The 23892-nt window shown below is 45.1% G+C and carries 23 protein-coding genes; 8 read left to right on the top strand and 15 right to left on the bottom strand.

The features are described from left to right. Positions 1 to 6 precede the first annotated feature (6 nt). The 10 genes from hypB to Q4E40_RS18335 all read right to left on the bottom strand — a co-directional run bounded on the left by hypB (position 7) and on the right by Q4E40_RS18335 (position 7029). Positions 7 to 723 (bottom strand): hydrogenase nickel incorporation protein HypB, encoded by a 717-nt coding sequence (gene hypB / locus Q4E40_RS18380; protein ID WP_303414240.1) that lies wholly within the window; start codon positions 721 to 723, stop codon positions 7 to 9. A 25-nt stretch (positions 724 to 748) separates the two neighbouring features. Next, the gene (locus Q4E40_RS18375; RefSeq protein ID WP_303414239.1) at positions 749 to 1093 is read right to left on the bottom strand and encodes a hydrogenase maturation nickel metallochaperone HypA/HybF; all 345 of its coding nucleotides are present in this window, start codon (positions 1091 to 1093) and stop codon (positions 749 to 751) included. 9 nt (positions 1094 to 1102) lie between these two features. After that, positions 1103 to 2089: an urease accessory protein UreD gene (locus Q4E40_RS18370; RefSeq protein ID WP_303414238.1), complete on the bottom strand. Its 987-nt coding sequence runs from the start codon at positions 2087 to 2089 to the stop codon at positions 1103 to 1105. After that, positions 2082 to 2708, bottom strand: coding sequence for an urease accessory protein UreG (ureG, locus tag Q4E40_RS18365; protein WP_303414236.1), 627 nt, complete (start codon positions 2706 to 2708; stop codon positions 2082 to 2084). The genes Q4E40_RS18370 and ureG overlap by 8 nt, the downstream gene beginning before the upstream one ends. Positions 2709 to 2736: 28 nt before the next feature. Further along, positions 2737 to 3423: an urease accessory protein UreF gene (locus tag Q4E40_RS18360; protein WP_303414234.1), complete on the bottom strand. Its 687-nt coding sequence runs from the start codon at positions 3421 to 3423 to the stop codon at positions 2737 to 2739. A gap of 9 nt (positions 3424 to 3432) precedes the next feature. Next, positions 3433 to 3912 (bottom strand): urease accessory protein UreE, encoded by a 480-nt coding sequence (locus tag Q4E40_RS18355; RefSeq protein ID WP_303414233.1) that lies wholly within the window; start codon positions 3910 to 3912, stop codon positions 3433 to 3435. A 62-nt stretch (positions 3913 to 3974) separates the two neighbouring features. Continuing rightward, the gene (gene ureC, locus Q4E40_RS18350; RefSeq protein WP_303414231.1) at positions 3975 to 5810 is read right to left on the bottom strand and encodes an urease subunit alpha; all 1836 of its coding nucleotides are present in this window, start codon (positions 5808 to 5810) and stop codon (positions 3975 to 3977) included. A 23-nt stretch (positions 5811 to 5833) separates the two neighbouring features. Continuing rightward, positions 5834 to 6241 carry an urease subunit beta gene (gene ureB, locus Q4E40_RS18345; protein WP_303414230.1) on the bottom strand — a complete coding sequence of 136 codons (408 nt, stop codon included), beginning with the start codon at positions 6239 to 6241 and terminating at the stop codon, positions 5834 to 5836. Positions 6242 to 6273: 32 nt separating this feature from the next. Then, positions 6274 to 6579 carry an urease subunit gamma gene (ureA, locus tag Q4E40_RS18340; protein ID WP_303414228.1) on the bottom strand — a complete coding sequence of 102 codons (306 nt, stop codon included), beginning with the start codon at positions 6577 to 6579 and terminating at the stop codon, positions 6274 to 6276. 24 nt (positions 6580 to 6603) lie between these two features. Next, positions 6604 to 7029 carry a hypothetical protein gene (locus tag Q4E40_RS18335; RefSeq protein ID WP_303414227.1) on the bottom strand — a complete coding sequence of 142 codons (426 nt, stop codon included), beginning with the start codon at positions 7027 to 7029 and terminating at the stop codon, positions 6604 to 6606. A 369-nt stretch (positions 7030 to 7398) separates the two neighbouring features. Here Q4E40_RS18335 and Q4E40_RS18330 point away from each other — a divergent pair, with 369 nt between their 5' ends. Continuing rightward, positions 7399 to 8052, top strand: coding sequence for a trimeric intracellular cation channel family protein (locus Q4E40_RS18330; protein WP_303414226.1), 654 nt, complete (start codon positions 7399 to 7401; stop codon positions 8050 to 8052). 285 nt (positions 8053 to 8337) lie between these two features. Here Q4E40_RS18330 and Q4E40_RS18325 read toward each other — a convergent pair whose 3' ends face one another. Continuing rightward, entirely contained in the window at positions 8338 to 10104 is a 1767-nt protein-coding gene (locus tag Q4E40_RS18325; RefSeq protein WP_303414225.1) for an APC family permease, read from the bottom strand. A gap of 293 nt (positions 10105 to 10397) precedes the next feature. Between Q4E40_RS18325 and nhaA the strand changes: the two genes are divergently transcribed. Together nhaA and Q4E40_RS18315 are read left to right on the top strand one after the other, a co-directional pair. Further along, entirely contained in the window at positions 10398 to 11690 is a 1293-nt protein-coding gene (nhaA, locus tag Q4E40_RS18320) for a Na+/H+ antiporter NhaA (protein ID WP_368411179.1), read from the top strand. 314 nt (positions 11691 to 12004) lie between these two features. Next, positions 12005 to 13219 carry a site-specific integrase gene (locus Q4E40_RS18315; protein WP_303414221.1) on the top strand — a complete coding sequence of 405 codons (1215 nt, stop codon included), beginning with the start codon at positions 12005 to 12007 and terminating at the stop codon, positions 13217 to 13219. A gap of 50 nt (positions 13220 to 13269) precedes the next feature. Here Q4E40_RS18315 and Q4E40_RS18310 read toward each other — a convergent pair whose 3' ends face one another. The 4 genes from Q4E40_RS18310 to Q4E40_RS18295 form a co-directional block, all read right to left on the bottom strand. Then, positions 13270 to 14361 carry a 5-methylcytosine restriction system specificity protein McrC gene (locus tag Q4E40_RS18310; protein ID WP_303414219.1) on the bottom strand — a complete coding sequence of 364 codons (1092 nt, stop codon included), beginning with the start codon at positions 14359 to 14361 and terminating at the stop codon, positions 13270 to 13272. After that, a complete protein-coding gene (locus Q4E40_RS18305) occupies positions 14361 to 16304 on the bottom strand; it encodes an AAA family ATPase (RefSeq protein ID WP_303414218.1) in 1944 nt (647 codons plus the stop codon). Before Q4E40_RS18305 ends, Q4E40_RS18310 begins: the two co-directional genes overlap by 1 nt. Before the next feature lie 75 nt (positions 16305 to 16379). After that, the gene (locus Q4E40_RS18300; protein ID WP_303414217.1) at positions 16380 to 18143 is read right to left on the bottom strand and encodes a UvrD-helicase domain-containing protein; all 1764 of its coding nucleotides are present in this window, start codon (positions 18141 to 18143) and stop codon (positions 16380 to 16382) included. A gap of 2 nt (positions 18144 to 18145) precedes the next feature. Then, positions 18146 to 20359 (bottom strand): ATP-dependent nuclease, encoded by a 2214-nt coding sequence (locus tag Q4E40_RS18295; RefSeq protein ID WP_303414215.1) that lies wholly within the window; start codon positions 20357 to 20359, stop codon positions 18146 to 18148. Positions 20360 to 20477: 118 nt separating this feature from the next. Between Q4E40_RS18295 and Q4E40_RS18290 the strand changes: the two genes are divergently transcribed. The 5 genes from Q4E40_RS18290 (at position 20478) to Q4E40_RS18275 (ending at position 23726) form a co-directional block, all read left to right on the top strand. Further along, positions 20478 to 20678, top strand: a complete 201-nt coding sequence (locus Q4E40_RS18290; RefSeq protein ID WP_303414213.1) for a hypothetical protein — start codon at positions 20478 to 20480, stop codon at positions 20676 to 20678. A 13-nt stretch (positions 20679 to 20691) separates the two neighbouring features. Next, the gene (locus Q4E40_RS20435; protein WP_368411181.1) at positions 20692 to 20847 is read left to right on the top strand and encodes a YgjP-like metallopeptidase domain-containing protein; all 156 of its coding nucleotides are present in this window, start codon (positions 20692 to 20694) and stop codon (positions 20845 to 20847) included. 525 nt (positions 20848 to 21372) lie between these two features. Continuing rightward, the gene (locus Q4E40_RS18285) at positions 21373 to 21735 is read left to right on the top strand and encodes a helix-turn-helix domain-containing protein (protein ID WP_303414211.1); all 363 of its coding nucleotides are present in this window, start codon (positions 21373 to 21375) and stop codon (positions 21733 to 21735) included. Between the two features lie 11 nt (positions 21736 to 21746). Further along, positions 21747 to 22703 carry a hypothetical protein gene (locus tag Q4E40_RS18280; protein ID WP_303414209.1) on the top strand — a complete coding sequence of 319 codons (957 nt, stop codon included), beginning with the start codon at positions 21747 to 21749 and terminating at the stop codon, positions 22701 to 22703. A 390-nt stretch (positions 22704 to 23093) separates the two neighbouring features. Continuing rightward, positions 23094 to 23726: a recombinase family protein gene (locus tag Q4E40_RS18275; RefSeq protein WP_303414207.1), complete on the top strand. Its 633-nt coding sequence runs from the start codon at positions 23094 to 23096 to the stop codon at positions 23724 to 23726. Positions 23727 to 23892: the final 166 nt, after the last annotated feature.

Below are 23892 nucleotides of genomic sequence, written 5' to 3'. Positions count from 1 at the left end.
GCCGGATTAAGCAGTTGCCAGCCTGGCTTTCTTTTCCGCGACCTTTGAAAGCAGCCAGTCGCACCATTCGTCCATCCCGTCGCCTTTCAGGCTACTGATGGTCATTACCTCAATAGTGGGGTTTACCTCCCGGGCATCCTGCGTAACGGCCTCTACCGAGAAGGGTACGTAAGGGAGCAGGTCCGCCTTGGACACCACCATCAGCTCGCTGGTGAGGAACATGCGCGGGTACTTCTTCGGTTTATCGTCCCCTTCCGTGGCGGCCAGCACCGTAACGCGGATGTCCTCACCCAGATCGAAGGCGGCCGGGCACACCAGGTTGCCTACGTTCTCGATGAAGAGCAGGTCCACGCCCGTTAAATCAATGTGGTCGAGTGCCTGCAGGATCATCTGGGCCTCGATGTGGCACATGCCGCCCGTTACGATCTGAAGCGCGTTGATGCCCACTTCTTTCATGCGCACGGCATCGCGGTCCGTTTCCGGGTCGCCCACCAGCACGGCCAGGTTCAGCTTGTCGCTCAGGCGCTTGCCGGTTTCCTGCATCAGAGTGGTTTTGCCGCTCCCGGGAGAGGAACACACGTTGATCACCAGCACTTCGGGCAGCCGGTCGCGAATGGCCTTGGCTACGAAGTCGTTGGCTTTTAACAAATTCAGGGTAGTGTTGTCGCACTGTACAGCCCCAACGGGCATTCTGTTGCTTTTAGGTGTGGATGGTGTACTCATATCGTTTATAGGTTTGGCCTGGTGGTTACTTTTCTAAAAATTCAATCCGGCTGATCTGCAGTTCTTGCCCCTGCACAATGTTCTTGGTGGGAGTACCGCAGTCGCATACAAACTTGTGCCGCTTCACCTCAAAGTCTCTGTTGCAGGCAGCACAGTGGGCAATAATGGGCAGCAACAGCACCTCCAACTCGATATCTGCCAGTCCCGGCTCTTCCATGATCAGCGCCTCAAAAGCGTTCTGGATCAGGATGGGCTGAATGTTGCTGAGCAGCCCCGCCTCGATCTGCACCTTCGTGATCCGCTCAAACTTGTCGGGGTAGGTTTGCTGCAGTGTTTCAAAGACGTTTCGTACAATCGAGATCTCGTGCATGGCTCCTGCTTACTTCTCAATCACAGCTTCGGCTAGCACTTCTTTCAACCCTTCCTCAGCAGGTGCCTCAGGTATAGCCTTTGCTTTTTTGGCAGCTCCTTTTGCGGTCACTTCTTTTTTCACGCGCTTTGGCCGCTTCTTCTCAACAGGGCTTTCTTCTGCAGCTTGCCGTTTAGGTGTTTGCTCCTCCGGCTCGCTTTCGTCAAGCCACTGCTTGTGCAGCGTAAACTCCCAGCACAGCTGCCCAATGGCATTCAGCCAGTCGTGCATGGCCCCTCCTTCATGCCCCAATGCTCTAATTATGACCGCATTGGGCGCGCACTGCGTAAAGCCGAAGGTGATTTCCTCATACCTGACAGCCAGTATCTCATCCAACTCCACTTTCAACTCAGCGGCAAAAGGCGACACATAGAGCAGGGTGGCCTGGTGGGTATAGTGTTCGTAGAACAGAATGGAGTCGTAAGGCTGGGTGCCGGGCTCCAGCAATTGGTTATCCAGCAGCACGAGCTTTTTGTTGCAGTATACCTTGGTGACGCTGTGCAGGCGCGTAAACTTAAACGACTCCCCCGAGTGCACCCGCCCCGAAGCAATGATGTCCCCCCAGATCAGGGTAGCACTTTCAGCCAGGTGGATCTCGTTGTACAGCTTGAACCTGGAGTTTGCGAAAGGGATAACCGGGAAGGGCGTGTACTTGTAAATGCCATCCTTCTTCACCTGCACGTTCGTTCGCTGGATCGCCCCCTTCTCCATGGGGTGCAGCTTACCAAACGACTGGGTGAAAAATTTCAGATGCGCCCCTTCATGCACATTTACCTCGATGTCAATCGCATCCCCATCCATGATACCCGGAGAGGCACTCATCATGATCAGCTCCAGGTGCTCGTGGAAATGCCGGGAGCCATAATGGAGCACTTTATAGGGGGCATTACAGCTGCTCCCTTTCAGGACCGTTCGCTTCCCTTCCCGCTCCGCGTTTACTTTGATAGTACTATGCATGCGCCTCCGTTTTTTCTAGTAGAGCATACGTCTTGATCCAGTTGATCACCTCATCCAGGCCTTCCAGCTTCATCAGGTTCGTGAAGATGAATGGGCGCTCGCCACGCATCTTCTTCGAGTCACGGTCCATCATGGCCAGGTCAGCGTTCACGTAGGGGGCCAGGTCGGTTTTGTTGATGATCAGCAGATCGGAGCGGGTGATGCCGGGGCCTCCTTTGCGGGGCATCTTGTCGCCTTCAGCCACGTCAATCACGAAAATGGTCACGTCGGCCAGGTCCGGGCTGAAGGTGGCAGACAGGTTATCGCCACCACTCTCCACAAAAACGATTTCGGTGTCAGGGTGGCGCTCCACCAGTTCTTCCACCGCCTCAATGTTCATGGAGGCATCCTCGCGTATAGCGGTATGCGGGCAGCCCCCTGTCTCTACACCCATGATGCGGTCGGCGGGCAGGCAGGAGTTTTTGGTCAAAAACTCAGCGTCCTCGCGGGTGTACACGTCGTTGGTCACGACACAGATGCTGTACTCTCCACTCATCTTCCGGGTCAGCCGCTCGATCAAAGCCGTCTTTCCCGATCCGACGGGACCTGCTACCCCAATTCTTACATGTTTCTTCGACATAAAGTATCTGCTTAGGTGATGGTTTGCTTTATGAAATGTATAGTCTTGAATATTGCTTTTCGTGCTGCATGCAGCGGATCTCCTGCCCGATGCAACAAAGCCCGACCATCTCCTCATCCATGTTTTCCTGCTCATCCACCAATTGCATGATGGTTGGCTGCAGGTCGAAGAGGATCTTCTGCGCATCGCCCTGGCCGATGGGCACCAGTTTGGCGCAATTGGTCACAATGCCGTTGAGCATGTTGTAGTAGAAGGCGAGCAGGGCGTCTTTTAGGGTGATGCCGCTGGCATGCGCATAGAGGGCGAAGGCCACGGCGTAGTGCCCGTGCAGCTCGCCCTCCTGAATTTTGGCCAGGTAGTTACTGCACCTTTTCACCGGGTGCAGTTCCTGTGTCAGCTTCAGAAAACGGATCGCCAGCTTCCTACTGGCATCCCTTATCTCAAAAGGGACCTTGAGCGCCGTGATCAGTTCGTCCAGCTTCTGCAGTTCCCGCACCGACTTTCTGGCCTCCAGCAAGACCCATGTCTTCTGCAAAAAGGCAGCGTCGTTGTAGTATATGCTGTGACGCAGCATGTTTCTGGCATACACGGTAGCCGAAGGCGTGTCTTTCACTATACCTTGGCTCACGTAAGACTCCAGTCCATAGGAATGGGTGAAGCTCCCGATCGGAAACATCGAGTCGTTAATCTGTAAAAGGGTTAACAGTGGTTGCATAGCGGTCCCTTATTTAATGGTTATTTTCCTGGTGTAGTTATTTCCATGCCGGCGCACGATCAGCGCGTGTGTTTTCAGCAGCTTGCGTACCTCCCGCCGTGGCTCGTAACCCGAGCGCTCCAGCAACCTATAGAGCGGATTCTCAAACTCCACCAGTACCTCGGCTTCCTCGTTGATGAAAATGGGAATGTGTTTGTTGCCGATCTCGAAACAAACGGTACCCATGTCTTTGAAGCTGTCGGGTTTAAACACGATGCATTCGCAGGGGATTATGTTGACCACGATTACCTGCTCCGCGTCCATGTACAGGATGTCACCATCTTCCAGCGGGGTCGAGTCTTTTCGTATACCTACTTCATTGCCCGCTCTTGTTCGTTTCCGTAAAATTGTTTTGCCTGTATCAAACCAATCCAGATCCAGCAAATCAATCAAGCGGCCGCCTGTTGCTATACCTGCGAGGTTTCCGATGACCTTTTCTATTAGTAGCATAAGGGGTTATCGAGCTGCCGGCACAGGTATAGCCCGGCGCCGGCAGCACGATTTTAAAAGATCTAGAACAGGAAGTATAGCTGTGCCATTGGCAAAACTTTCATAGGCTCGCAGGTCAGTACCTGGCCATCGGCTGTCACCACAAAGGTTTCCGGGTTCACCTCCAGCTTCGGCGTGGCGCTGTTATGGATCATGTCTTTTTTGGAGATGTTACGGCAGCCTTTCACGGGCAGTGCGCCTTTGGCCAGTCCCAGGCGCTCTATATTGCCATTCTCGAGTGAGATACCTGAAACGAAGTTGAAGCCATTCCTTTGTATCGCCCTGCCATAGTAACCGTACATGGGGCGGTAGATAACAGGTTGCGGCAGGGAGATGGCCCCGTTCGGGTCACCCATACGGGCACCCACCGCCATCCCGTTCTTAAAGATGATCTCCGGCTTCACCCCGAAAAAGCCCGGGTCCCACAGCACCAGGTCCGCGTATTTGCCGACCTCCACCGAGCCAACATACCCACTGATACCGTGCGTTATAGCTGGGTTAATGGTATACTTGGCGATGTAGCGCTTCACCCGGTAGTTGTCATTGTCTTTGCCTTTGTCATCTTGTAGCGGGCCGCGCTGTACTTTCATTTTGTGCGCCGTCTGCCAGGTTCGCAGAATGGTTTCAGAAATGCGGCCCATGGCCTGGCTGTCAGACGACATGATGCTGAGCACGCCCATGTCCTGCAGAATATCTTCTGCCGCAATGGTCTGCGGGCGGATACGGGATTCGGCAAAGGCCACGTCCTCCGGGATGCTCTTGTCCAGGTGGTGTACCGCCATGAGCATGTCCAGGTGCTCATCCACCGTGTTGATCGTATAGGGCTTGGTCGGGTTGGTGGAGGCGGGCAGCACGTTCGGGTACATGGCGATCTTGATGATGTCCGGCGCGTGTCCGCCACCGGCACCCTCGGTATGGTAAGAATGGATGACCCGGCCATTGATGGCTTTTACTGTATTTTCCAGGTAGCCTGCCTCGTTCAGGCTGTCGGCATGAAGTGCCACCTGCACGTCATACTTGTCGGCCACCTGCAAGGCTATATCGATAGCCGAAGGCGTGGCACCCCAGTCTTCGTGAACTTTCAGACCAAGGGCCCCAGCCTCAACGGGCTCGGCAGCCGCTTTGAAGGATGAGGTGTTGCCTTTTCCTGTGAAGCCAAGGTTCATTGGGGTATTCTCAGAGGCCTCCAGCATGCGCTCGATCCACCACTTGCCTGGCGTTACGGTAGTGGCCAGTGTGCCGTCCGAAGGTCCTGTACCCCCACCAATCAGGGTAGTAACGCCACTGTAGAGTGCTACCTCTATCTGCTCGGGCACGATGAAGTGTATGTGCGTGTCGATGGCGCCTGCCGTCACGATTTTACCTGCACAGGCCTGCACCTCTGTGGCGGCCCCAATGATCATCCCCTTGGTTACCCCCTGCTGGGTGTCCGGGTTACCGGCTTTTCCAATCCCCACTATTTTGCCATTCTTAATGCCGATATCGGCCTTCACGATTCCCCAGTGGTCGATGATGATGGCGTTGGTCATCACCAAATCCAGCACTTCGTCCTGTGTGGCCCCGGCCGATTGGCCCATGCCGTCGCGGATGGTTTTGCCACCGCCGAACTTGTTTTCGTCGCCGTATACGTTAAAATCCTTCTCAATCTGGATGAAGAGCTCTGTATCTGCCAGTCGCACCTTATCACCCGTGGTAGGGCCAAAGAGCGCCGCATAGCGGTCTCGTGGTATAAAGAGTTCCCCATCTACGTACATCACCGAAGAGGAGTCACCTCCCAACCCCTCGAAGCCAAGCAGTGAGAGTCCGGCCGTAGAAAGCCCCACTACCTTTATCCATTCGCGTCTGTTCCAGTTTGCCATGGTTTCCTGATTTATTGGTGATGTTATTTTCTATTCCTTTTCTTGGCAGGCGCGGCAGTTCCTCCAGCTCCCTTATACCCTTCTTTCTGGGCCTTCTGAAGTGCAGCGTCCCGTACATTCTTCTTCGACACATCCCCTTCCGTCAGGTTATTGAAGCCCTTGATCACTTTGTTGCCGGCGAACTCCACCAGGATGACCGCTTTCTTCTCTCCTGGCTCAAAGCGCACGGCCGTGCTGGCCGGAATGTTAAGTCGCATGCTGAAGGCAGCCGCCCGGTCAAACTCGAGCGCCTTGTTGGTCTCGAAGAAATGGTAATGTGAGCCTACCTGAATGGGTCGGTCTCCGGTATTAGCTACCGTTATGCGCGCTATCTTTCGCTTATCATTCGCCTTTATCTGCCCCTTTTGCAGGATGTATTCACCTGGTCTCATATAAAAAGTGTTTTAATTGTCCTTTTGGTGTGCTAGCGGATGGGGTTGTCAACGGTGATCAGTTTCATGCCGTCGGGGAATGTCACTTCTATCTGTATAAAGTGTATCATCTCGGACACGCCTTCCATCACCTGGTTCTTTTTCAGGAGCGTAGTGCCATGCTCCATCAGTTGCGCTACGGTTTTCTTCCCATCGCGCGCTTCCTCCATCAGGTTGCCGCAGATATAGGCGATAGACTCAGGGTAGTTTAGCTTTACGCCTCTTTTAAGCCTTTTTGCTGCTAACTCCCCCGCCAGGTGGAGCATCAGCTTTTCGTGTTCTACAGGATTTAAGTGCATATAAATGCTTGTTAATATGAATGATTACAGAAACGTTGGAGACTGAGCGGTGAGCGCCCCCCGCTGCCCATCAATTTTCCAGTACTTGTCGACTGTGGTCTGTGAATTCAGGCTTATCCTGGTATAGGTGAAGAAAGGTTGAAGCAGTGCTTTGTCTATTTTACAGGCGCGGGTCGATAGCTGCGCCTGGTCCAGCATCTGTAGGCGGCGCGGGCTTATGTCAAAAGGGGTGTTTTGTGTATGATCGATGCCCAATGTGCCGGGGGAATTCTTTGTTACGGCTACCCATACCTGGCTCCGGCCCATAGATCGTGGAGAAGTGGCTTCTATGCCATTGGTATTCAGCTTGAGGCAGCAATCGTAGTCGGGTGCTTTCTGTGCATGGAGAGGTATGGCCGAGGGGGGGCTTAGTGCAATTAAAAGAAATATACCTGTTAAACGTATAAACATAAATTTTACTATATTACTATTAACATGCACTTAATTGAGTTTTACTTATCTAATCCATAAAAGGTTCCGGAGCCGAATGACACCTATTCAGGGCATATGCGGGCGTAGCATGACAGGCGGTTTTAAGCAGTAGATCAGAGACCTTGAAGTTGCTCTCTGCCTGCCAGGCCGGAGATGGCACATTGCTTTCCAAACCGATGGGTAGAAGTCAGCGCTTCTTATTTTTGGATCCGCCTGCAGAGATCGAATAAATCATATAACCTGTTTTAGCTATGTAGCCTAAACCACCTTATCTTCGTGTGTTTGAATGCACCTGTATCCTCCAGGAAAGCAGGCAATCCTACCGCACCTAATGGCATAGGCAAGATTATGATAGCGCTCTCGGCACAAGACTTCACAACCATTCTGGACCTTCTGGGGACGTTCGCATTTGCCGTGAGCGGTATCCGCTGGGCCGCTAACAAGCAGTTCGATTGGTTTGGCGCCTATGTGATTGGATTGGTGACAGCCATCGGTGGGGGCACAACCCGGGACCTGCTGCTCAACATTCCGCCTTTCTGGATGCAGAATGCCAGTTACCTGATCGTGACAGGTATAGCGCTGCTCGCCACGGTCGTGTTCCGAAAGCAGCTTTTCCGTTGGGGCAGGGCGCTGTTTCTGTTCGACTCCATCGGGCTGGGGTTGTTTACGGTGGTCGGGGTAGGAAAAAGCCTGGAAGCGGGGCTGCCCTTCTGGGTATGCATCATGATGGGTGCCATCACCGGCTCTGTAGGCGGCGTTATCCGGGATGTTTTGCTCAACGAGGTGCCACTTCTGTTCCGGAAAGACATTTACGCCCTGGCATGCATCATGGGCGGCATCGTTTACATGATCAGCTATCGGTACAACCTGTCCATCTCCATAACTGAACTGCTGGCAGCCCTTACTGTCATCCTGATCCGGGTAGTGGCAGTACGATACCATATCCAGCTTCCTTTTCTAAACCCGGTTGATACGGATCGGAGCGACAGAAATATAAAGTGATCGCTGTTGCTGAGGGTGGCCACAGAAGCTGACCGTTTTTGACTTCCCCAATGGTTATGCTTTGCGGATCTGCCGCCACATACAGGTGCGTATCGCCCTTGGTGATCGCCTGTTAAGGTTTTTCCGAGCTCACGTCGGAGTATTGGAAGGCAGGGACAAACGCAGACTTTGCTCTGGAGTAATTGAGCAAAAAGAGATTTCGCAGGTATGAAGGCGGTAAATTGGGTATAGCCACATTCTTTAAACGCTCCGCACTATACTCCACAACCCCGACCCCTGTTTTTATCAGATAACCAGCCGGACGCCACCCAGTTCCTGCAAGCCGTATGGGAAACGGTCGCTGGGTGAGCCAATGAACATGAAGTTCTTCGGAATCCCCCACTTGAGCGAGAGTTCCTGGATCAGGTCTGGCCCGAAGTGTCCTCTCAGAATAACGAAGTCTACCTCCAGCTCCGGGTAAGCCAGGTCCAGGACTTCCACCTCATGCATCAGTTTTTTAGGCGCCACCTCCCCCTCCTGCAACACGTTTACGATTTTGATCCGGTTGGTATGCTCATTTTCCACAATGTAACGCATCACTTTGTTGATGTTGGCAATGTTGTCGCCCTTGGTGAAAAAGACAAACTGTTGTGCCCGGATGCTATGGATAAGGCGGACGACGTTGCGGGAAGAAATCGGTAGTATTTTCCTCAGCGGCCGCTCTATCTGCCGCAGCAGGTAGCTGACAAAGATGAGCAATTCGATTCGGTAAAGCATGATGAAGACCACGGAAGCCGTCGGGATGAAATACTCCAGGAAAACCCACACATAAGCCGGGTTTAAGACGGCATTGCCAACCAGAGCCGCCACAACCGAAGCAATAGCCACAAACAGGACCAGGGCCGAGGCTCGTACCGGACGAGGGAGTCGGTTCCTGCGGAACTTCAGCAGGATGTTGCCCAGGCCGAACAGGGCCATCACGGACAGGAAAGAGATGGTATACACACCTGCCAAGGCCCCGATATCGCCACGCGTGATGAACAGGATGGAAACGCACAGCAGGAAAAAACTGATGATGATCAGGTAAGCAGAGCCTCTCTTGTTCATTCTCAACAAAAACTGGGGCAGGCAGCGGTCCAGGGTCATGCGTTGCACCAGCCCTGTCACTCCGACATAGGAGGTCAGCACGGCCCCGCTCAGTACCATGGCTGCATTTACGGAGACAACCACGGCGAGCCAGTTGCCGCCGGCAACCTCTCCCAAGTAAGCCAACAAGGCGGTCTGGTTTTCGGCCACGGCCGCCATGGGGATGATGGCGATGGCCAAAAAAGCAGTGAGCGGGTTAAAGATGGTGACCGCCAACCACATGTTGCGCAGGGTCTTGGGAAAAACGCCCGGTGCCTGCTCCTCCACAAAATTGGCCGAACTCTCAAAACCTGAAATCCCCAGCATGGCGGCCGCAAAGCCAAAAAATAGCGCCTTCCAGATACTCCCCTCCAGCGGCTGGCTGTAATTGAGGGCCAGCGTGCCAAACCCATGGCTGAACAGGTAGAAGAGGCCAACCAACACCAAAAGTGTGAGCGTGGAAATGTGCGTGATAAAAATGATGATCGCCACGATAGCCGACTCGCCGATGCCCATGATGGTCAACCCCATGAAGAGGGCTAAAAGGCCGATGGTAGCATATAAAATGGGAAGGGCCGCCCAAAGATGGTGCACGTAATGCATGGCCTCGCTTGCCGAAATAACAGCGGTAGCCATGTAGGAAAGAAGCGTGAGACAAGCCGCCAAAGAGGCCGTGGACTTGCTGGTGGTGTTGAGCAGCGCGTTGTAGGCGCCGCCGTTCAGGGGCAAGGCGCCGACCACTTCCCCGTAAATAGCCCGGAACAGGAACAGCACGCCGCCAACCATCAGCAAAGCGATCCAGGCGTACTGCCCGGCATAAATGATGGCCAGCGCGGATACATACAGACAGGAGGAGGTTATATCGTTCCCGCAGATGGCGGTGGCCGCCAGCTCTTTTAGTTTTGGCGGGTGCGATGGAGCCACGGCGGTGGGGATATCCTGCTGCATAGGACCTTTATAAAAAATACTATAAAGTATACGGCCTTTCAAGCTGAAGATGTTAAAAAATTACAATGTAAATCCCTTCAGGCGCGTATAGCGGCCGGTGGCTTTTACCTCCGTTATATTAAAACTTTTCCTTGTGCGTTTAACCTTCTTATCAGATGACAGGTTGCTCCACCTTCCCACTCACTAAAAGCGGAGCCCAGTGGCGAAAGCGCCCGAACTTATTCTGAAATTCGCCACCGCGGCATCTGGACTTATCACAGTAAGGCTTGTCCTAAAACAAGAAAATAATTCATATGTCTGCAGAAGACGTGCCCCAGACTAGCATGCCTAGGATGAATTTTGTAGTTTTAAACATGCTACAAAGAATCAACCTCACTCCTCTCAGAGACTTTTTAAAATCCGGATCAGCAGGCGGCTTTATCTTAATGGCCTGTGTTGTATTGTCTTTACTTATCGCAAACTCTCCCCTTGGCCCGGGCTTTGAGCAATTTCTTGCTCAGCAAATCGGGTATGAGTCAGAAGCGCTTCAATTGCGATATCCTATCCTGTTATGGATCAATGACGGCCTGATGGCTATATTCTTCCTGCTGGTAGGACTGGAAATAAAACGGGAACTGGTAGAAGGGGAACTGTCTTCTTTTAGGCAGGCCGCACTACCTGTATTTGCCGCCATCGGTGGAATGCTGGTGCCAGCCCTTATTTATGCCCTTTTCAACCAAGGTACAGCTTCTGCGAATGGCTGGGGCATCCCCATGGCAACCGATATTGCCTTCGCTATAGCCGTGATAACGCTTCTGGGCAAGAGAGTACCGCTCTCTTTAAAAGTGTTCTTAACCGCACTGGCCATTGTCGATGACTTAGGCGCCATTGTGGTTATCGCCTTGTTCTACACAACCGAGATGCACCTGAACTACCTTTTGTATGCAGCTGGGGTATTCGCTCTGTTGATCGTCTTTAACCGGATGGGGGTGAAGAATATATGGCTATACCTGCTGCCAGGTGTTGTGATTTGGTACTTTATCCATCATTCAGGTATACACGCCACCATTGCAGGCGTACTGACCGCGCTGACCCTGCCTACCACACCCGACGAAACGGAATCTCCGCTGGAGAAACTGGAGCACGCCTTGGTCAAGCCTGTCAACTTCCTGATCATGCCCATCTTTGCCCTGGCCAACACAAATATCACGTTTGAGTCGAGCATGCTGGATGGCTTAACCAGCACCCTGGGCCTGGGCATTATCTTCGGTCTGTTGGTAGGCAAACCGATTGGCATTGTCTTTTTCTCCTGGCTGTCAGTGAAGTTAGGTATAAGCTCGCTTCCTACAGGCACCAGATGGTTGCAGTTCGTAGGCCTAGGCTTACTGGCAGGTATCGGGTTTACCATGTCCATCTTTATCGCCTTGCTCTCATTCGACGATCCTGCTTTCCAGACTCAGGCTAAATTTGCCATACTTGTAACATCCATTATTGCGGGTGTGTCAGGATATTTGTTCCTGAATAGAATGGGTGCCAAGAACGAACTTACGGAAGTGCCTATAACCCGGGAAGAGGCAGTGTCACAAGAAGGCACGCCTATGGCATAAGCGCTTTCTCAGGATGTCGGTCATCACGACCAGATTACCTAAAACAAAAAAGGCCCTGCAGGTATATACCTGCAGGGCCTTTTTTGTTTTACTAAGTGGAGTAGCAGGGACTCGAACTCTTGTCCCTCCTTAAGTTTCTTTAACTCTCATTGCTTGCTAATCCAGCTTTAACACGCCTTATAGGCCAACAACCGCATATCCAAGAGCAATTAGCAGTAACCAATTACACAAAAGTTGTCCGAGATATGTCCGATATTTTCGGACAACTTTTAGCCTACAATAGTGTAAAAACTGAGTAATAACTACCAGCTAATATGAACATAAGATATTACATAGATAAACCAAACGCTACAAACGAAACCGCCATCTACCTTTTTGTACGCAATGGAAAGAAAAAGCTAAAATTTAATACCGGACGTAAAATTCACCCCAAATACTGGGATATTAGTGAACAGGAGCCAAAAAAGGGATATCCATCACGTACTAAGCTAAATGTATATCTGACTAACCTAAAAACAGATGTTATTAATGCGATAGAAGACCTAGTACAGAAAGGCATCACTACACTTGAAGAGGCCAAAGATAAAATCGCTACTATAGTAGCGGGCAAAGACTTGCAAGAAACGAAAGTAGATTTCCTTCAAGCATATGATCAATTTCTAGATGTATATAAAGCTACACGATCAGAGGCAACAGTCAAGAAGTACAAAACTATTAAAAATCACCTTGAGAGCTTTGCAGCACATAAGCGCACAAAGCTTTCTTTTGAAACAATTGATGCTGCCTTTCAGGAAAACTTTGTCGCATACTTAGTACATCAGGCTAAGCTAACGAACAATACCATTGCAAGAAAATTAAAGTTTCTCAAGACCTTCCTCCATTGGGCTACAGAAAGAGGATACAATGCCAAGTCGGACTATAGAAAATTTAAACAGAAGGAAGAGAAAGTAGATATAGTAACCTTGAGTTATGATGAGTTAATGTCCTTGTACAACCTGGATTTAACCGAAAAACCAAAATTGGAACGAGTAAGAGATGTTTTTTGCTTTGGGTGTTTCACTGGCCAGCGGTTCTCAGATATTGCTGCTTTGCAGCCAGAGCATATCAAAGGTGATAAATGGCACTTACATACTCAAAAGACAAAGGATATTTTGTCTATACCGCTAAATGTATTTGCTCTTGAAATATTAGAGAAGTACACTAGTAAAGGTAAAAAGCTACCAGCTGTTTCCAATCAAAAAACGAATGAGTATCTAAAGGAATTGGGAAAACTTGCTGGCATAAAGGATTTGAAAACTCATGTGAGATACCAAGGAGCGAAGAGAATACAAAAAACAAGACCAAAATACAAATTCCTAGGAACGCACACAGCTAGAAGAACATTTTGCACCATATCTCTTAAAAAGGGAATGTTGCCAGAAATTGTAATGAAAATATCTGGCCACAAGGACTATAGAACCTTCCGAAGGTACATTGATCTAGATAATAATGTTGTTGATATAGCCATGAACTCTGCTTGGAGCAAATAAGCTTTGGTTAGTAAGCAATTACAGCGTAGGTTAAAGGACATGTAAGACTTTTAACCTACGCTCACAAATGAAGATTCTTTTTGTAATCTAACAGATGGGCTTTTAAGTACTAAATCTAGAAGATCATTCTCAATCAACCTCCAATCTTGGTTTAAATTGACTGTAACTGCTCTTATAAGCGGCTTGTCCCATCGTTGAAATTTATAAGCAAGGGAGAGACTCTGTTGCACCTCTGGATAAACTAAAACCCCTTCTATTTCCTTACTATTATCGCGAAGGTTCTGCACATAGGAGAAGATTTGATATAAGTTTGAGGATATCAGCTTCTTTTTATCATATCTAGACTTAAGTGCTTCAGGATAAAATTTAGCATCGAGAATGATATGCCTTTTATTAGAAATAAGGCTTATATCTGTCCCCATACTAGGAATAAAATCAGCATCACTATCCAAATTGAGTGATGACAACAGCCAACATATGCCCTCACGTTTAACCTCCCATTCATTCCTATCCAGATGCTTTTTATAAAAGTTGAGCAGAAAGCTCTCAAAGAGATAAGCCATCTTTCTCTTATCTTGAACGAAGTTCTTAAAGGGCCTCTCTCCCACCTCTTCTATCAACAACAACTCTTCCCAAATTAGCTTACAAATAGAGAGTAACAGCTTATAGTTGCTATTATTTCGATGTAGACGCACCTGCTTAAAGGAAGCTAAGCCTAAACCCTGTGTACTGACAGCAGGGTATCTTGCAAGAATCTGTCTTACCTCATGCTGAAGTTCATTATCCAAGTCAGCAGCATTTCTTATCTTCTCCAGCATCGCTCTTATTAAGCGGTTATGCAGCACATTGTAGCTTAGGTCATCGTAGGCGCAGTACGCAAGAGCCTGTTGAAAGGTATTCTGCTTAATAGAAGGCTGAAACAGTATTTTGCCTCTTAGCCTGTTTGTCAGATCCTCATTTTCCAGATAATCCCTATCAAGGCCACGCTTTAAAAGATGATTAACACCATTTACCAATACCTTGGTTAATAGATTAAAAACGTCATCAAATTTATCTGTGCCAACATTAAGCACTTCTGCCTCTTCCAGTTTATCCCATGCATAAGCTAGCATGTAATAAATATTCTGAATAGGGATACTCATTAGATTAAGTACAACTCATTTATAGCATCAGTCACCTTGCTTTCATTGTCGTACCAATACTCATTAAGTAGTGGTCTTATCTCTTGGTCAACAATTTCCGTGTACCAGTCTGCTGCAGTTGTAACATCCTGAGGGACTTGGCAAAAGTAACTATGGCCTACCATGAACCCCGCACCAAGATCTTTGTCTTGCCTGATTCTGTTATTGAGTTCATGTAGTTTCATTGCTATCTTAACTGCCATATCTGTACTAATAGAAGCATCCTCAAGGTATTTTCTAAACTTCTCCTTGTACTTTGGCTCAACATCGAAGAACGCAAATCGGCGGCGAAGAGCGTAATCTACGATTGCGAGAGACCGATCAGCTGTATTCATTGTTCCAATTATATGCACGTTTTCTGGAACATAAAATTTGCTTTCTCCCTCTCTTCTATAGGTTAGTGGTACTGCATACTCGGGTCCTCGTTTGTCATTTTCAATAAGCATTAACAATTCCCCGAAGATCTTACTAAGATTCCCCCTGTTAATCTCATCAATAACGAAGAAGTATCCATTATCCGGATCTCTTAATGCCTTATTACAGAAGTCAAAGAATATCCCGTTAGCTAAAGTAAACTTGCCTTTGTCATTTGGCCTAAACCCTCTAATAAAATCTTCATAGGCATATGATTGATGGAACTGGACCATCTCAACACGATTATCATCTTTCTTGCCAATTTGTAAAAAGGCTAGACGTTTAGCTAAATATGTTTTACCAACACCTGGCGCGCCTTGTAAAATTATGTTCTTCTTGCGCTTCAGGGATAGCATCATGCGCTCAATTTCCTCCCGCTCCAGGAATAAGTCTTTATCAGCATCATCTATGGTATAGCTTTCAGAATCATCTTCTACAGCTTTACATAGATCATAAATAATGAGATAATCAGCCTCTTCAAGAGAAAATAGACTACCTTGATTATTTTTCAGAACACGGCAGCCCTCAAGGCTATCGGTTTTCTTTAACTGCTCCCATGAAACCTGACTTGGCACAAACTCTTTAATCTTGAAGCTTATTACTTCTCCTTCATCGTCGTCATAGTGCAAGGAATGCGTTATCTCTAATACCGCCTTTACTTTCTTAGTTGGAGTAGCTTCATAAGCAATAACAAGATCACCTGGCTTTACTAGTTTAAAGTTTTCGTAAATATTCCGCTTATTGCCACTTTCATTATGAGAGGTATAAGTTTGCTCATCTCCTACCTGATGATTCTCTATTTTCCAGATACCTGGGTTGCAGTTTAACCACCAGTAGTTCACTTTCTCTTTTGGCTCTTCAGGATCTCTAGATATTTTAGGGCTCTCAAACACTGGGGGATAAGGTTTACCTAGCTTTGAATAGAGCTTTTGAATACTTGTATTAAAGTCTGTCTGATTGATAAAGGACCCACTCCAGTCTTTATATTCGGATTTAATCTTATCGACAGCAGGATCAACAATAGCTCTGACCTCAGCTATAAATTTATCTAGAGTAGATCCAAACTCATTTAATGGCACTTTCTCCTTATAGATGCCTAACCAGAACATCTTGTTGCTTGGTTCGTTTGTATGAACCTCCATGCCACTAGCTTTTGCCTTCTGATAGATAAGTGGCCCGAGCGCAAGTGTTGCTTCATTTTGATTATCAACGGGTTCTCGCTTTGTATTAAACTGGAATCCTAATCGGAAGTGATCTTTCTCAATTCTATTGATAATAAACACAGCTGCATCAATTGAGGCACCCCTATAGTAGCAAGGTAAACTCCATAGGGTAAAAGCAAAATAGTTTGATTTCTCTGTGCCTATGAAATAGTTCTGTTTTGCATTTGCTGTAAAGGCTCTTCTAACAGAAAAAGTAAATGTGTTATCTTCTTGATAACGCTTATATAAGTGTTCAAAAAAGTGACGCTGGAGTTCTAAGTATGTCATATTCAAACTTCCTAAATGCTATTTAAGTTTTCCATAAGTATTCAGTTGCAATGTTATATAAGATATATATAATACTTATAGCACTACTGCTTCTAGATTTAGTTCGCAGATTTTTTCTAGCAAAGTGTCCTCTATTTCAGGAATATTAATAAAGAGATTCTCTTTAGCTCGACTTAATCCCACATAGTACAGCCTGGCATCATCACTGACTCCTGCAATTTTAGTTTTTGCGTTTAGCACATTTTGCTCAAAATCACTTGCCGTTTCAAAGTGTACAAGCACATTATCGAACTCTGTGCCTTTAGCACTATGAATTGTTCTGACCGTATCTTCAGATCTTGTATCTACTTTTATATATGGCAGGAGCTCTTCGACCGTAATACTTTGATAAAAAGTTTTTATACTTCCAGTTGCCAATCTTGCTCCAATTTTAAATCTATACTCCTGATTTAGCAGATCCAATAGATTCATGTAGAAATCATATAAACTTTTCCTCCGCCAATCTTCCAGTTTTAGAATTTCTAATATTCTAATGGCAACCCTGCGCAATAAAAGTGTAGAGCTAATGCTTCCTTCTTTTTTAACAGGCTTAGAAATTTCTTTTAGCCCCTCCTTTGGGTATCCTTTCTTATACAATCTATACCCCATAAGTATTGAGTACAAGGATTTAGCTCTACTCGGATTGGAGTCAGTACTAAAAAGTTCTTTAAGTTTATCACTGCCACCCCCACTATTTTGAGCTTTTATAGATTCGACACTTTCATTTCGGTGGGTTAGAATATAAATTTGGTCAAAACCATTCATGTTCAGCCATTGTAATGCTTCAGTTATAGGCCCAACAAGTACCTTTACAGGGTTACCAACTGAAGCAGCTTCAGACCAACCTTGTTGGATATCTGATCTCAGTTCATTTAGAAATTTTATTATATTTTGTGTAGAACGCCTATTTGTATTTAACTCATAGGTTGTCAAACCATTTAAGGTGAACCTTTCAAAATCAGAACGGTTTGCACCTGCAAACTTATAAATGGATTGAGCTAAGTCTCCAATCACACCAACCTTTGTAACTGGGTTAGCAATTTTTTTAATAATCCACGTCTGAAGCTCTGTAGTATCCTGAAACTCGTCTATAAATATGTAAGGATATTTGTTCCGAATAAAATCGAGCACTCGTGGAGACTTGTTTATTATCTGATATGAAAAGTATAGAACGTCTTCATGATGCATAGTGCCTTTTTGCCAATACTTTTGCTTATAACCCATTAGGCCCGTTGTTGGCAGCCGTATAGCACTTGCATCTCTATTTCTATAGCTATTCTTGAATTTAAGTCCAACGCCATTTGTATCCAATTTCCAATGCAAATCTGATAAGCACTTAATCAAAGTTGCCTTATTAGATGCACGAATAAGGTAACTGTAATCTCTTCCTCTTTCAGCCCCAAGAGTTGATATCCATGAATTTATTTTATCTAGCCTTGGAATGTGCTCTTCATGGCCACTAAGCTCATTAATATCAAATAACTCTGTAGCCTCTCCTTTATTGATTAAGTAAGCAAAAGGCTTAACAATATTGTGGTACAGAAAACCATGAATAGTAGATATTTCAAACCTGCTTTTATCACAATCTAACTTCTTCAGTATTTCTTCAGCAGCTACATTCGTATAAGTAATGCAAGCTATTTTTCGTGTTACTCCAAGTCTTTCTGACTCTGTCAAGACTCTTTTTAGATGTGAGGCAAGCCAAGTTGTTTTACCTGCACCTGGTCCTGCAAACACCTTAAAATGTGATTCTATGTTAGAAAAGGTATCAATATGAGGGATAGTGTCTGGGCTTGGCATATTTACTCAGAAATAAAGGTGATAGAATCCGCAATATAAGTTGGTACTGTAAACTCAACTCTCGCATCACCCTTAGCAAGATTATCTCTTAACTGCCTCTCTAAATAAAACGCGTGCTCACCCTTTGCACTCTCGACTGCACCATGATAAACAGAAGCAATAAACGCTTTCCTTTTAGCAGGTTCATCCCACGCACAAGCAACAACTACCGATTTTAGATACTCATGCTCTGAATCATTTAATAAATTTTCAAGACTTTTTCCTTCAGTAAACTTTTGCATTAACTGTTCAAAAAAAACTTTCTTATTTTTGCCTCTGCCTGGGAAGGCGTCAGTCAGTAATAAGGGATTGCCAGGATTAGATATCGCCAGTTCATACTCCAACGTCTTACCAACTCCACTTACTGGAGTACATATCTTTATATTGTCGTAATCAGAGAAGTTAGCGAATAAGTCTTCGGCATGTGTGGCTAAAGGCTTATATTCATATTCATTACTTTTGAGATGAAGCTCAACTGGATAGCAGCTTTTCCATCGCTTTTTATCATTACCCTCTGGCTCCTTTAGTTTGTGGGATGGATCAGCATCTGTTATACATACTACTTTTCTTTTGATACAGAATGGGCTATTCTCTTCGTGGAAAGCAAATATTTTCAAGAAATGTTTAAATGTGCGACTGTCTACACTCACTATCGCCACATGGCTATCCACTAATACCTGTTCTTTATCTAAATAAGCTGCAAAACATGGTAAGAGTAGTTGTTCCGCCAGCCCTTCTACAAAGACTATTTTATCAGCAAAAAGCATATTAGACTTAGTAGCATCTAAAAACCTTTTAACGTAGGCCTTCGAATCCTGATCCTCTGCAGAATCAGAAAACGTTTTAGCAGGATAAGCCACTCTTTGGTTTTGTTCATGATCCTCATAGAAACAAATAATAGAATCAAGCTCTACAGCTGAGGTTATTTGTGTAGAATGGGAAGTGATAAATACTTGCCTGGCCTGCTTTTTCTCACTTAAGTTCTTATTCAAAAACTTCAGGAATTTGTATTGCATGGAAGGGTGAAGATGCGCTTCAGGTTCCTCTATAGCTAAAATTGGAAATACCTTAGCGTTATCGCCCATAAAGCTAGAGCGTTCCATTTGCATCTTAGCAAGTATCAAGGCAATAAATAAAAGGTTGTTGTAACCAAGACCGTTGTTCTTAATAGGTAACTTAAACCCCTGCTTCTCTACTATAAGTCGTAAGGCAAACAGCAGTTCAAGCTCCGAAACTTTAGCATCAAAATCAGGTCTCCCTCCTTTAGTTGCACCAGTCTCTTCAGAATACTCTAGGATTTGATCTCTTGATATTCTATCTATCAATGTTTGAAGTAGCTCTGTTGATTTTTCGCTGAACTCATTTTCCCTTCTTATAAGTTCTGCCTTATCAGTCTGCTCTAGAGCTTCATATCCTTTACCTTCCGTTATATCATAATCAAGAAAATAGTTTAGCACATCTCTCAACAGCGTGTTATTCCCATAGAACATTTGCCGTTCTGCATCACGGATAGCATCTAAGAATTGAAAGTCAAACTTATCTAGAAGATCAGGATCTGCTTTCTCTTGTCTTGCAGGGTCTCCTCCGTAAATATGTGACACATACTTTTGTAGATACTTCTTTTCTATAAGCTTGAAACATGCAGTTTTGTCAAACCCATCTGCATCATTTTTATGCAGCTCAACCTCTGCAGAATAAGATGCCCAATACTTTGCAGGAAGGGCGAATATATAAGTTAATTGAGCAGAATATGGGCTCCCATCTTGTAATAACCAGTCATAGACAATGTTCTTATCTTCTTCTTCATCATCATGTTCAGTGATAGTGACTGTTATCTCTATTGAAGGCGGGACAGAGAAATCTGTATAAGCTGAGTTAAAGTCCTCGATTGTAGGTTTAGATCTCTGCTTACGTTCAAACACTAGTTGTAAGGCCTTTATTAAGTTTGTTTTCCCAGCGTTATTGTGGCCTATAAGTACATTCAATCCAGGAGTAAATATTACTTTGTTGTCCTGAAAGTTCCTATAGTTTTTTATGGCAACTTCGGATATATACATATATTGAGTTAGATAGTAATCAACGAATATATAAAAAGTATTTTTATAAAGCTTAAAGGTTAAAATTGAATTTTGCTTAATAGAAAGAAGTCTTTTTTTAATGTTAATGGCAAAAAACAAGGTCCTACCTCTATATCCCCGTCATACTTTTGCAGCCTTTTATAAAAGGCCCATACTTAACGATGTTGATAAGAAAGGAGGCGAATTTTATACACCAAGAGGGGTGGTAAAACTAATTGTGCAACACATTAAGCTTGAGCTAAGCAACAAGAGATCCCGCATCCTCAACTTGGGCAAGAGCCATGATGCTGAGGTGGTATACAGTTCCGATCAGCAGTGTGTAAACATTCAGTCTAACCACTTCCAGTTAGGGATTATTATTGACCTTGGTTTGGTCGCACAATCTTCCATTCTGGATGTATTAGAGGCCTTTTACTGAGCTAAATCAAAAGATAAGCAGTTTACCACGTTTAAATAAATTAGAGAAGCTGACAGGGCTTATTTACACTGATATAAAGGTGCCTAAAATGGAGAAGCCCTGGGCCAGTTGTACAGCGAGCAATCAGCTTACCTTCAACTGCGATGTCACCAGCTTATCGATTGCCTGATCGTGCATGAGCTGTGCTATACCAAAGTAAGGGACTACAATAAGGAGTTGTAGGCAGTGCTGGCCAAATACAGACCAAACTGGAAGGAGTTGTATGCACAGGTGGCAGCGGCGAAGCTATAAAGTCCTATTTTAAAACTTTATTAATCAACAAAGGAAAGCCACTTACCATATTGATTACTTGTACTTTATTAAGTATTTTTCATTTTAACATGATTAACAAAACATAAAATAGGTAGCAAACAAAGTGTTTACATTTATTCTATAAGTCAAATTACATCGTCACGCCACATTCAATTAGCCTGTCCTTAAAATATAAAATAACTTAATTTTTTGGAAAATAAACATGAACGCTCTTTTGAGGCGACAATCCTTTTTGTTGTTTGATAAGAATCAGCAGAATATAACTCTTTAGACATAAGGAATCTTATTATTATTCAAATTTGTATAATCATTCAGCAGCAAATCACCAATTTTAAAGTGATTCTGAAAATATCATATACGAAACAGTACAATAAGTAAGAGTATGCAGAAAGCAACGAGAAGGCGTGTAGATAATCAAACATCTAATGCTGAACATACAGAACATCAAATACAGCAAATAGCTGAAAGCACAGTAGGTAAAGCAATAAAGTCATTTCTGAGCTTAATCATTCCGGTTATTAAAGAGGCTGTAAAAGAAGCTATCCCAAATCAGTCGCCATCTCCAATTGAGCCAAATGAACAGTTTCTCAATCTTAAGCAAGCTGCCGTGTTTATGGACTGCAGCAAGTCAACGATTAGAAATAGGATGAAAAGCGGCGAGCTCAAATACTATAGCTCAGGTCGAAAACTATATTTTAAGAAGGATGATTTGATAGCTTCAGCAAAGGCATCCACTGATTTCTAGATCTTGACAAAATGAGTCAGCAACTATCTAAGAAACCTACAGGTTTTTATCCATTAGCTGTGAACATAATACATCTTCAAAAAAACTATAGCGGCTATTTCGATTTGCAAGAAATCGTTGTGTTTGAATGGTTCATGGTCAAGGCAAACTCATTTAAGAAATACAATGAGTTTTACTATTCCATCAGGCGGATTTGTGAAGAAACATTCATCAAGAAGGCAAGGCTAGACACCATTCTTAGTAGGTTTTCCGAACTAGGCATAATCAGTTTCACGACCAAGGGTATGCCCAAACAACACCACTTCCAGGTAAATAAAAACAGGGTACTGGAGCACCTTCCATTGATTTATAAGTTATCCGAAAAAGACAAACTACTTACCTTTTTCAACAAACAACTGCCTGAAAAAAGCAAGCATAAAGAATACTATAAGAATAGTGAAGAAGATATAATAGAAGAAAAGAAGGGACTGCTATCCGAAAAAGAATTTTCGGACAGCGGCCCCTTTTTGGATTTAGATACTGCTGAAAGTAACATAAACTCAGCTGAGGCAAAAGCTATACAGAATGAGAATGACCAGCAGAAATTGAGAAGTATACAAGAGGAAGAAACGCGTCAATTAGAAAAATCAATTGAGCACCAGCAGCTATTAAATGAGCTCTATAGTCAAAGAGTAGCGTTGCATAATCTTAAAGGCAAAAGGGGAAAGCCCTTGACAAAACTTGCATTCACTAATAATGATAAGTTTAGGCTATACAAGTTGTTTGAAAGGTTTGATGAGAGAGAGATTCTAGCCAGCTTTACAGCCTACATCGATGAAGTCATTTCATCAACGACTAAAAGTCCTATCAAAAAAGTAGTTTCTTATTTTCTAGCTGCAGATCACGAAGATGAATTTTCTACATTTTTAACTTATTTGAATAAATATACTGCTACATATGGATATGACCTGCCAAGTAATGATTGGTAGAAAGGAGGTCTTGACCACCCTAGAATCTAATATGTAGCTTAGGAGTAACAATTAGTAGCTGCCACTCAGAAATATCAAATGCTGTCTTAGCTGAGTAATTGACCTATTTAATCCTGTAAATATGATAATGCCTGATGGTTTGTTTATAGGATATTACAGGATATAAGAAAATGATGAAGCTACTGCTAAAAATGCATGCATGGAGAAGTGATTTGATCTGGTACTAGATTAGGTACTGTATCAAAATAAGTCTGCTTTGATAAAGCTGCCTTCATCCATCACCAATCAAATATTTAAAGGGCAGCAACTGTATCAAATAAAGCAGTAGCTTTTTATAACACAATTACTATATTTGCAGCACACTATGTTTCACCCCTACAAAACTAGAAGATGAAAGCTGCCCTTTACACCCGTGTCTCTACCTCTAGGCAGAACACCGACCGACAAGTAACCGAACTTAACGACTACGCCAAGCGTCATAGTTTTGAAGTGGTCTATACTTCTTGTGAGACTGTATCAGGTACCCGTAACAAGTATGAGCGCCCAGGAATGGAGGAGATATTTGAACTGGCCAGAAAGAAGGAGATTTCGGAAGTTATTTGCCTGGAGCTGTCCAGACTAGGCAGGGATAACATGGATGTCCGCCAAATCATTCTGGAACTGGCTGAGCTAGGCGTCTGCACGCATGTAGTAAACCGCAATCTTAAGTCCTTAGATAAACAACGCAGGAAAGATTCTGTGACTATGATGGTACTGGGCATACTGGCAGACCTAGCGCAGATGGAGCGGGAATCGCTGGTGGAGCGCATTATTTCGGGTCAGCAGGAAGCCAAGCGCCAGGGCAAGCATATTGCCAGGCCTAAAGGCACAGTGAAGTCTGCAGCCAAATTACTGGAAGAGAACAGGAAAGTAGCTGAATATCTTAGGGAAGGCCGATGCTCTGTTAGGGAGATCGCCAAGCTGTGTTCTGTGTCACCAAACACCGTGATGAAGGTGAAGCGAATACTAGCAGAGTTGGTCTAAGGGTTGGCTCATAACTCCTTTACTGTAAACATGCCAGAAGGAACATTTCAACAAAGACTTCCGATTCACTTTTCTTTACAATACTGGAAGGTATGAGCCTATAGCATCCGCTAAAAAAAGATTGCGCCTATACAAAACAGACCCACCCAGTCTGACCAAAATCGTT

It is taken from the genome of Pontibacter coccineus (genome assembly GCF_030546575.1).
Lineage (GTDB): Bacteria > Bacteroidota > Bacteroidia > Cytophagales > Hymenobacteraceae > Pontibacter > Pontibacter coccineus.
Note: the sequence above shows the minus strand (reverse complement) of the source record. Positions and strands in the feature narration are given on the sequence as shown.

Coding starts and splice junctions, on each gene's coding strand:
- Q4E40_RS18325 (WP_303414225.1), bottom strand. CDS start 10,104: ATGCAGCAGGATATCCCCACCGCCGTGGCTCCATCGCACCCGCCAAAA.
- Q4E40_RS18305 (WP_303414218.1), bottom strand. CDS start 16,304: ATGACATACTTAGAACTCCAGCGTCACTTTTTTGAACACTTATATAAG.
- ureA (WP_303414228.1), bottom strand. CDS start 6,579: ATGCACTTAAATCCTGTAGAACACGAAAAGCTGATGCTCCACCTGGCG.
- Q4E40_RS18280 (WP_303414209.1), top strand. CDS start 21,747: ATGAGTCAGCAACTATCTAAGAAACCTACAGGTTTTTATCCATTAGCT.
- Q4E40_RS18285 (WP_303414211.1), top strand. CDS start 21,373: ATGCAGAAAGCAACGAGAAGGCGTGTAGATAATCAAACATCTAATGCT.
- ureC (WP_303414231.1), bottom strand. CDS start 5,810: ATGGCAAACTGGAACAGACGCGAATGGATAAAGGTAGTGGGGCTTTCT.
- nhaA (WP_368411179.1), top strand. CDS start 10,398: ATGTCTGCAGAAGACGTGCCCCAGACTAGCATGCCTAGGATGAATTTT.
- Q4E40_RS18370 (WP_303414238.1), bottom strand. CDS start 2,089: ATGCATAGTACTATCAAAGTAAACGCGGAGCGGGAAGGGAAGCGAACG.
- ureG (WP_303414236.1), bottom strand. CDS start 2,708: ATGTCGAAGAAACATGTAAGAATTGGGGTAGCAGGTCCCGTCGGATCG.
- Q4E40_RS18375 (WP_303414239.1), bottom strand. CDS start 1,093: ATGCACGAGATCTCGATTGTACGAAACGTCTTTGAAACACTGCAGCAA.
- Q4E40_RS18310 (WP_303414219.1), bottom strand. CDS start 14,361: ATGAGTATCCCTATTCAGAATATTTATTACATGCTAGCTTATGCATGG.
- Q4E40_RS18355 (WP_303414233.1), bottom strand. CDS start 3,912: ATGCTACTAATAGAAAAGGTCATCGGAAACCTCGCAGGTATAGCAACA.
- Q4E40_RS18315 (WP_303414221.1), top strand. CDS start 12,005: ATGAACATAAGATATTACATAGATAAACCAAACGCTACAAACGAAACC.
- Q4E40_RS18330 (WP_303414226.1), top strand. CDS start 7,399: ATGATAGCGCTCTCGGCACAAGACTTCACAACCATTCTGGACCTTCTG.
- hypB (WP_303414240.1), bottom strand. CDS start 723: ATGAGTACACCATCCACACCTAAAAGCAACAGAATGCCCGTTGGGGCT.
- Q4E40_RS18275 (WP_303414207.1), top strand. CDS start 23,094: ATGAAAGCTGCCCTTTACACCCGTGTCTCTACCTCTAGGCAGAACACC.
- Q4E40_RS18335 (WP_303414227.1), bottom strand. CDS start 7,029: ATGTTTATACGTTTAACAGGTATATTTCTTTTAATTGCACTAAGCCCC.
- Q4E40_RS18360 (WP_303414234.1), bottom strand. CDS start 3,423: ATGCAACCACTGTTAACCCTTTTACAGATTAACGACTCGATGTTTCCG.
- ureB (WP_303414230.1), bottom strand. CDS start 6,241: ATGAGACCAGGTGAATACATCCTGCAAAAGGGGCAGATAAAGGCGAAT.
- Q4E40_RS18300 (WP_303414217.1), bottom strand. CDS start 18,143: ATGCCAAGCCCAGACACTATCCCTCATATTGATACCTTTTCTAACATA.